This is a genomic window from Mordavella massiliensis (assembly GCF_016901695.1).
GTDB lineage: Bacteria > Bacillota > Clostridia > Lachnospirales > Lachnospiraceae > Claveliimonas > Claveliimonas massiliensis_A.
Map to the genome: position 1 here is coordinate 1 of NZ_JACJKS010000036.1, position 3,860 is coordinate 3,860.

Below are 3,860 nucleotides of genomic sequence, written 5' to 3' on the forward strand. Positions count from 1 at the left end.
TCCTGAGGAAGTTTAGTTAAATAGTTGCATGTTTTCATGGTCATTTCAGCTCCTTTCTGATTATTTTTAGACCAATAAAAGAATAACATGGGGATAGTTGGAATGACCACGGAAGCATGTAACTGAATATGCTTCTAAAGGGGAATCACACCAGGGAGAGCAGAAGAGCTTGGGAGAAATCTGGTGAAGCAGGCAGAAACACCAGAAAGAAAAGTAGATCCAAAAGTATTACCCTTGTCAGTATCCGGAATACGGGCAGGGGAGTGCGCAGTATGTGGATACCGTTGCCTGTTCAATTCCTATTCCAACCATGAGAGGCAATAAGAAATCTGTCGATAAAAGGGGGCTGTATAAACTACCGACAAAATTTAATAGAGCCAGCGGTCCAATATTATGTGGTCCGCTGTTTGCCGTGGGCGTTTCACTTTTACAGGGAGACGTCCTTTTTACGGACGTATTTAGATGGGTTTTGTATATAGTGTTTGGGGAAAATATAATTTCAGCCATTCTTGTTGAGTTTTTCGCCTGTTTTGCGTATAATAGAAGTAGGGAAATCCCTACTTTCCATATTTTTCGAAGGGTGGTGCAAAGTCATGTTAGCAAATACGTTTGTGGACAATGCCAAAGTTATGGCAAAAGGGCAAATCACAATCCCGAAGGATGTCCGTGATGTGCTTGGCGTGTCAAACGGTGATCGGGTCACTTTTATCGTTGAGGGGAACACCGTCCGTATTGTCAATTCTGCTGTGTATGCCATGCAGGTGCTTCAGAAAGAAATGGCCGGGGAAGCAGAACGTACCGGCTTGACCTCGGAAGATGATGTTATGGCGCTCGTTAAGGAATTGAGAAATGAGGACAAAGAGGCATGAGAGTTCTGATTGATACCAATGTCCTCATTTCTGCCGCGCTGAGTGCAAACGGTACGCCTTATCAGGCGTATGTAAAGGCGGCCTCTTACCCAAATCACGGTTTAATCTGTGAGCAGAATGTGGACGAAATGAAGAGGATATTCAACAAGAAATTTCCGAACCGGCTGGCGGCGCTGGACAAATTTCTTTCCGTTGCGCTGCTTACCCTGGAATTAGTTCCCGTTCCGATAGAAGAAAATATGACAGAGACACAAATCAGAGATATCAATGACCGTCCTATTTTGCGGGCATCCATTGAAGCGAAAGCCGATGTGCTACTGACCGGCGATAAGGATTTCTTAGAGTCCGGCATAAAAAATCCGGCGATTATGACACCGGCAGAGTTTTTGGATATCTGCCTGGCATAAGCAAAGCGGGCCGAGAGTGGAAAGCTCCCGTCCTGCTGTGTCTACATCTGCTGTGTTTCGTTTTTGAGCATACGCTTGATTTTGTCGGAATACCTATGGAAGCATGTAACTGAACATGTTTCTAAAGGGGGATCACACCAGGGAGAGCAGAAGAGCTTGGGAAAACGCTGATGAAGCGGGCAGAAACAGTAAAAATAAAAACAGATTTAGAAATTCTTATGGAAACTGTCAGGAACATGTGCTGGTTCTTCTAAATAGCCTGGTGACAAAGGGGCGCAAAGTCTTGTAAATACTGGAAGGAAGAGGATTTAGAGATGGATACTTCTTAAAAAAGCGTATAATAACCAGACCTGATAGTTGATACCTTCAAAAATCAGGTTGAAATGAGACTATTAATAACTGCATAAACCATCAATAACGGATCGCAAGAGGCCTTAACAGGCCTTTTTTTCGTGGGGTTTTTAATATATCACCTCCAGAGCTGAGACCATGGCGGCCCTGGTCAGAGCAGGTCATGCTCTTTCAGGATGCGCTCGTAGTCGTCACACAGGCCCTGAAGATAACTGATATCCACACGAAGGTCCGTGATCAGATCCTTCAGATCTTCACAGCGTTCCTTTAGGCGTGTCACGGGATCCGGGATGGCCACGTCCAGCCTGCCATTCGCATAGGATTGACAGTACATATGGATCATGTCCTCAAGGGCGGAAGCCGTGTTGAAATCCTCATAGGGTTCATCCTCAAAGTGGACGAGGAGCCAGTCCTCAAGTTCTTGTGGAAGGTTGAGATTGTTATTGTGTGCGCAGCGGCGCAGGAAATTTCTGTCGGGGATCATAAGCGTATCTCCTTTCCGTCCCTGGCTTTTTCCAGAATGGACAGCGGGTCATTAGAAAGCCTGAGTTTTCCACAGGTAAGAAGGATTCGTTTGCGGAAACCTTCGAAGCTGTGCAGGCCGAAGGCCACCCGTTTCAGGACCTTGACCTTGTTGTTCAGGCCTTCGCTGAGGCCATTGGATTTGCTGTGTTTCCAGCTGTTCTGGATGTAGCCCCGCCAGTGGCGGATGGTGCAGGCGGCGGAGTGGATCTCCTCCACCTCGGAGGCGGTATACTGTCTAATCCACTCTGTCAGCTCCTCGTACTGGACGGAGTAAGGAAAGGAAGCCAGGATATCATGGAAGAACTGGAGGGCTTCATAAGCTTCCAGAAGATCCGGGGCCACGTCAAAGGCATCCTGGAGGCGCTGCTTGTTGTCATGAAAGCGTGAGCCCCAGTAAGCGACCTGATTGTACTCTTTTGTTTTCAGGAGACGGGCGATGCTTTTTACCTTTTTCCGGCTCTCTGTATCCCCGGCATCCTGAAACTGGTGCTGATAGCGGAGCCTCACATGGTCCACCATTTCATTAAGACGCTTGACAACGTGGAAGGGATCAATGCAGATCCTGGCGTTTGGAAAGTTCTTCCTGGAGACAGAGACAAAGCCGTTGCTCATGTCGCAGCAGAAGTATTTCACCCGCTTCCTCTGCTCTAAAGAGAACCGATGGAAATACTTGTTCAGATAGACGCCGGAGATCTGATCCATTACATCGATAACGGAATGGGAGTCACCATCGGACAAGGTACAGTGATATTTGTTGCGATACCAGCGGCGATGTTTAGAGCTCCACACACCGCTGTTGCCTTTGAATTCATCAATACAGATGGTTTCAGGGAGTTTGGTTGGCCTGCCAAAGTGGATGGTCTGAAAGACAGACTGGACGGTGCTCTGGGGGACATGGTTTCTCCTTGCAACCTCGGAGAAGGCGAGAGGCTGTATCAGGTCCAGGAGGATGGAGTCATAGAGAGCCTGCGTCATACGCAGGGAGGGATGGATCCAGTAGGGAGTCTCATAGAAAGAGGAGTGACAGTCCTTGCACAGGAGCCTGCGCTTGTGGAAGGAGACGACGGTACCGCGATGATTACAGGGGATGTGCCTGATGGTCTGCAGTGTACCGGAGTCCTTGATGACACAGTCGTTAGAGCCACAATGGGGACATAGCCTCTGACTGGCTGTAGGTACATCAAGAGTGATGAGATCGTAGTCCTTGAGGACCTGGATGCTTTTGATAGTTGCTTCCTGTGGCAGTTTTGCCAGATAGTTAGATGTTTTCATGGTTGTTTCATACCTCCTTTAAAGTGGTGTTTTTAGTTCAAATTAATCATAACACTGGAAGTATGGAGCAACCATGGAAGCATCTAACATGGCAATAAAAGTTATGAGGAGCTTCAAAAATAACTGGTGAAGCTTGAAGAAAATCTGGTGATTGAGATAAGGGACACCAGTAAACAGAGGAGAGCTCCAGTAAAATCTGGTGAACACCAGGAAAACGAGAAGATTTAAGGAGACACCAGGAAAGTAAGGAGTTCTTCTAAATAAGCTGGTGAAACTATAAAGAACACCGGGTATTGGAGGAGAAACACCAGAAAAAGCTTTAGAGCCCATGTGCTAATATATACATAAAGCATGATGTTTCTGGCAGTTTTTTTCTTTGCGGCAGCCGCCGCGTCTGATATCTTCAAAAGATCTAAAAGAAATCTCAATGCTTTTG

Annotated in this window: 5 protein-coding genes; 2 read left to right on the forward strand and 3 right to left on the reverse strand. The window is 46.8% G+C overall.

Annotation, left to right across the window (positions count from 1 at the left end):
• The first annotated feature begins 593 nt into the window (after positions 1–593).
• Together H6A20_RS12870 and H6A20_RS12875 are read left to right on the forward strand one after the other, a co-directional pair.
• Positions 594–869, forward strand: coding sequence for an AbrB/MazE/SpoVT family DNA-binding domain-containing protein (locus H6A20_RS12870; RefSeq protein WP_204907501.1), 276 nt, complete (start codon positions 594–596; stop codon positions 867–869).
• Positions 866–1,276: a putative toxin-antitoxin system toxin component, PIN family gene (locus H6A20_RS12875; RefSeq protein WP_204907502.1), complete on the forward strand. Its 411-nt coding sequence runs from the start codon at positions 866–868 to the stop codon at positions 1,274–1,276. Before H6A20_RS12870 ends, H6A20_RS12875 begins: the two co-directional genes overlap by 4 nt.
• Before the next feature lie 502 nt (positions 1,277–1,778).
• Here H6A20_RS12875 and H6A20_RS12880 read toward each other — a convergent pair.
• The 3 genes from H6A20_RS12880 to H6A20_RS12890 all read right to left on the reverse strand — a co-directional run.
• Positions 1,779–2,111, reverse strand: a complete 333-nt coding sequence (locus tag H6A20_RS12880; protein ID WP_204907503.1) for a hypothetical protein — start codon at positions 2,109–2,111, stop codon at positions 1,779–1,781.
• On the reverse strand, positions 2,108–3,424 hold the full coding sequence (locus H6A20_RS12885) for an ISL3 family transposase (RefSeq protein WP_204907504.1): 1,317 nt from the start codon (positions 3,422–3,424) through the stop codon (positions 2,108–2,110). Before H6A20_RS12885 ends, H6A20_RS12880 begins: the two co-directional genes overlap by 4 nt.
• A 224-nt stretch (positions 3,425–3,648) precedes the next feature.
• A partial coding sequence (locus H6A20_RS12890; protein WP_204907505.1) for a hypothetical protein occupies positions 3,649–3,860 on the reverse strand: 212 nt, incomplete at its 5' end.

Coding starts and splice junctions, on each gene's coding strand:
- H6A20_RS12870 (WP_204907501.1), top strand. CDS start 594: ATGTTAGCAAATACGTTTGTGGACAATGCCAAAGTTATGGCAAAAGGG.
- H6A20_RS12875 (WP_204907502.1), top strand. CDS start 866: ATGAGAGTTCTGATTGATACCAATGTCCTCATTTCTGCCGCGCTGAGT.
- H6A20_RS12885 (WP_204907504.1), bottom strand. CDS start 3,424: ATGAAAACATCTAACTATCTGGCAAAACTGCCACAGGAAGCAACTATC.
- H6A20_RS12880 (WP_204907503.1), bottom strand. CDS start 2,111: ATGATCCCCGACAGAAATTTCCTGCGCCGCTGCGCACACAATAACAAT.